4 protein-coding genes and 1 pseudogene are annotated in these 4,427 nt (G+C 33.1%); 4 read left to right on the forward strand and 1 reads right to left on the reverse strand.

The window, feature by feature from the left end; genetic code table 11:
* From AABM47_RS10065 to AABM47_RS10080, 4 genes and pseudogenes are all read left to right on the forward strand, one after another.
* Positions 1–1,908 (forward strand): annotated as a pseudogene (locus tag AABM47_RS10065) (AAA family ATPase).
* 328 nt (positions 1,909–2,236) lie between these two features.
* The gene (locus AABM47_RS10070; protein WP_338410795.1) at positions 2,237–2,839 is read left to right on the forward strand and encodes a DUF3575 domain-containing protein; all 603 of its coding nucleotides are present in this window, start codon (positions 2,237–2,239) and stop codon (positions 2,837–2,839) included.
* A 296-nt stretch (positions 2,840–3,135) separates the two neighbouring features.
* On the forward strand, positions 3,136–3,690 hold the full coding sequence (locus AABM47_RS10075; RefSeq protein ID WP_338410796.1) for a hypothetical protein: 555 nt from the start codon (positions 3,136–3,138) through the stop codon (positions 3,688–3,690).
* 61 nt (positions 3,691–3,751) lie between these two features.
* Positions 3,752–4,057, forward strand: coding sequence for a hypothetical protein (locus tag AABM47_RS10080; protein ID WP_338410797.1), 306 nt, complete (start codon positions 3,752–3,754; stop codon positions 4,055–4,057).
* A gap of 170 nt (positions 4,058–4,227) precedes the next feature.
* Here the strand turns inward: AABM47_RS10080 and AABM47_RS10085 are convergent.
* Positions 4,228–4,427: hypothetical protein (locus tag AABM47_RS10085; protein WP_338410798.1), on the reverse strand; the 200-nt coding region annotated here is incomplete at its 5' end.

Raw genomic sequence — 4,427 nt, forward strand, 5'->3', positions numbered from 1 at the left:
ATAGAACTTGACAAGGAAAACGTTGAATTTTACAACGCTGCTGAATTTGTTCGACATACTGATAAATTAGTTTACCTAACAGGAAAAGCAGGAACAGGTAAAACAACTTTTTTAAAATTCATTAAAGACACTACAAATAAAAATACGGTAATTCTTGCACCAACAGGAGTTGCAGCAATAAATGCAGGCGGAGTTACAATTCATTCTTTTTTTCAAATTCCTTTTGGACCTTTTGTTCCTGATGATTCAAGATTGAGAACAACAGCAACGGGAACGGAAAACGGGGAGACAATTTATACGACTTTCAGATACAGAGATGATAAGAAAGAAATAATTGAAAATTTGGAATTGCTAATCATTGACGAGATTTCAATGGTAAGAGCAGATGTATAGGATGTAATTGACAGAATTTTAAAAGTTTTTCGCAAGAAACCCTATTTGCCTTTTGGTGGTGTTCAGGTCATATTAATTGGAGATACTTTTCAATTGCCACCAATTGCTGATAATGAACAATGGTCAATTCTATCGCAGTTCTACAAAACACCTTTTTTCTTTAGTTCAAAAATAATAGAGCAGAACACGCCTCTTTATATCGAGCTGAAAAAAATCTATAGGCAGAACGAACAAGAATTTATTGACTTATTGAATAGGGTTCGAGTTAGTCAAGTAAATGCAAATGATTTTACTGTTCTTAATGCAAAATACAATCCAACATTTTCAGGTAATGGAAGTGATTATATAATTCTTGCAACACACAATAACATTGTAAACGAAACAAACCTTACAAAACTAAATCAACTCACAACTGAACTATTTACTTATGAAGCCAATGTAACAGGTACTTTCCCAGATAAACATAAGCCGACAGACCATTATTTAAAATTAAAAGTTGGTGCTCAAATAATGTTTATCAAGAATGATACAGGCGAGTACAAACGCTATTACAATGGTAAAATTGGTAAAATAAAAGAACTTGAAGCAGCTTCTATCAAAGTAGTATTTGATGATGAATCCGAAGTTGAAGTTGAGAGAGCAGTTTGGAATAACATTCAGTATTCATACAATAGAGAACAAAAAAAGATTGTAGAAGAAATTGTAGGAACTTTTGAACAGTTCCCTATTCGTTTAGCTTGGGCAATTACAGTTCATAAAAGCCAAGGTTTAACATTTGAAAAAGTTATTGCCGATTTAGGAAGAGCATTTGCACCAGGACAAGTTTATGTTGCTTTAAGTCGTTGTACTTCATTTAGTGGTTTAATGCTTAAAACTCAACTTAACAGTTATGCTATAAAAACCGACCCAAGAGTTATCGAATTTGCCCAAAACGAAACACCGGGAACATTAATAACTGAACAGCTTAACACAGGCAAAGCGGATTTCTACTACAAAAAAGCTAGAGAAGATTTTGGAAAAGGTAAAATCAAATCTGCGTTTGACTTTTTCAAAAGAGCCTTAAAGTTTCGTAACGATATTGACACAGAAGTTTTCAAGAAATTCATTGAAGTACAGGGAAAACGTCTTTTAGATTTTAAACAAAAGAATTCTTCGCTTATAAAGCAACTTGAATTAACGAACAATGAACTTTTAGAAGCAAAAGAAAATATTGAATTGCAAACGGAAGAAATTAACAAAAAGTCTACCAAAATATCAGAACAGAACTCTTCGATTGGACTGCTTTTAGAAAAAACTTCCGAGTTTGAAAATGAAACTGAACGACTAAAAAAATCATTAAAACTAACCGAGAAAAAACTATCTGACTCACAAATTCACTCGAACGGACTTGAAACTAAACTTCAGAAAACTGAATCAGATTTACGGAATAAGAACAAAGAAAACCAGACCAATAAAGCAGAAATAGAACGACTTAAAAACTTGAAATGGTACGACAAACTAATAGGAAAGAAATAGAAAGCCAGTGCCTAACAATGTATATAAAAAATAGGCGAATTAGTGCTAAAATCAAGGGTTTTGGTTCGTATCAAACTTTGTGCTTAACTGAAAGTTTAGTGCTTCGAAATCGCCTACTTTTTATATACTAACCGTTATGGGCAAGTTTAAAAAACGACATACCGAACGCAGACAAACACGAGAACCACCGTTCTTGCGGTTTGACAGTTTTTGACTATTAACGACTGACAGAAAGAAAAAGAAAAAAGTGGAGACCAGAACCCACTCTAAAAAACGGGGCGTATTCCGAAAAGCCAAATGAGTAGGGACAAACTTTAAATTAATAATAATGAGAAAGTTAAATTTTACGTTTTTTACAATAGCATGTTTATTAGTAAATACTCAAACATTTGCTCAGCAACAAAAAGCTATTAAGATTTCACCTTTTACATTTTTAAAAGGTCAACCTGTAATGATTCATTATGAACATAATGTATTTAAGTCTTTCACAATGGGCGTAGGAGTAGCGCCAATCATGTGGGGTCCAATTATTGGAAGCTTGCTATATCCTCCAACAAAATTTAATACCGGAATTGCTATTGATCCTGAAATTCGTTGGTATGCTAAAAATGATAAAGTAATGGATGGTTTTTTCGTTGGATTGTACAACTCTAATCGATTCAGTTCTTGGGAGGGCACCTCCACTGAAGAAATATTTGATCTATATTCGGAAATAAATGAATGGGACATTAAAAATAGAAAAATTATCGTTGGGTTACAATTAGGCGTTCAACGATTAATTGGCGATCATTTTTCTGTTGATTTTTACTCGGGAATTGGATTTAATTCTAATTTAACGACTGCTACAAGAAAGATTGACCAATACACGGAAACGACACCTTCTGGTGGCGTCAACTTGAGATTAAATGTAGCTCTTGGATGGCAGTTCTAAAGCAATATTTAAAACCAGCCCATAACCGCACCTACTCACAAGTGGGGCGGTTGTGGGTTATTTGAATATTAGTGCTTTTAAGTAAATTTTGTGCAAAATTAAAAGTAAAGTGCTTCTAATGCCCCACCTTCTTGTAGCTGCAAACCGTTATGGGCAAGTTTAAGAAACATAGCGGTTCAAAGCAGGCTGACCACCTAAAGTGACAAACAAAAAAGTGGAGACAAGAAAACCACTTTAAAAACAGGGAGTATTCTGAAAATCCTTAAGAGTAGGAAAAAATTTTAATTTTAAAAATAATGAACAAAAAAATATTTTTTTACATCTTAATTGGCCTTGGAGCTCTTGATTTAATTATTTGGGTTTTTAATGGCTTCTCTTTCGGCTGGCTCGAATTAATAGTCGGTGTTAATGCAATTTCACAATATGGAGCTTGGATAATGATTGCAACCGGAATTTGGTTGCTAAGAAAAGAAAATGCCAAGGAAAAATCCGAGATAGATGCAATATCAGACATAGAAACAGGCGAGGAAATAATATTCAAAAATTCAGGTAACACCACAATTATCACCCTCACATCAAAAAAAATCATCTATAGGGCATTTAATGTTGAAGAAAATACATTGAAACAAAATGACAATGTAATTGCGGATGAAAAAGCAATAATTTATTACACCGACATAATCAATGTATCCGCAGTTAAGGTGAAAGATATTGCAAACACTAAAATAGGTAAACTTTCGGGATTTGAGTTTGGAATTTCTTTGAAAATGAAAGATGGAAGCATTAAAAATTTGCCAACATCAAAGTCTGAATTAATTTGTGCACATATTAGTAAATACATAAATAATTAATCATATGAAAAAAATAGCATTCTTATTCTTATTAACAACCCTGTTTAGTTGTAAATCTAAAATGGATGACACAATTAAAAATGGCTACTTTGATGCTTGTAAAAAACACAATGTAGAAACTCTAGTAAAAAGCTTTTTTGCTAATCCTAAATGGGAAAGTTTTGTTTCTCCTGACGACGACAACTATCATCTAAATGCATCTGGTCAAATCGCCTATGAAAATAAACCAGTAAATGCAGTTATTCAATTTGAAATGGACGGGGATGATCGCTGGCAAATCAATGCATTTGAAATTAATGGAGAAGCACAAAATGATTTTATGGTTGCTGAGCTTATAAATGAGATGTGTTTGTCAGCGGGGAATTAGACTTACTTCTTTGTTGCTTAATTAAAACCAGCCCATAACAGCACATTTGCGAATATGGCGGGTTTAGTGGTAATTAAAATATTCTGCAACTAATAAACATTAGTTGTAAAATGAAAGATAGTGCTACTAAATCAGCCACATCGCAAATCTGCAAACCGTTATGGGCAAGTTTAAACAACATAGCGGTTGAAGGCAGGCTGACCACCTAAAGTGACAAACAAAAGAAGTTGAGACAAGAAAACAACATAAAAAACAGGGAGTATTCTGAAAATCCAAAAGAGTAAGAATGAATATTTAAAAAATAAAATGATGAAAAATTCAATGATTCTATTTGGGTTAATTCTAACAGGGATATTAACGCTAGAAAGCT

The sequence above is a fragment of the uncultured Flavobacterium sp. genome (assembly GCF_963925415.1).
Lineage (GTDB): Bacteria > Bacteroidota > Bacteroidia > Flavobacteriales > Flavobacteriaceae > Flavobacterium.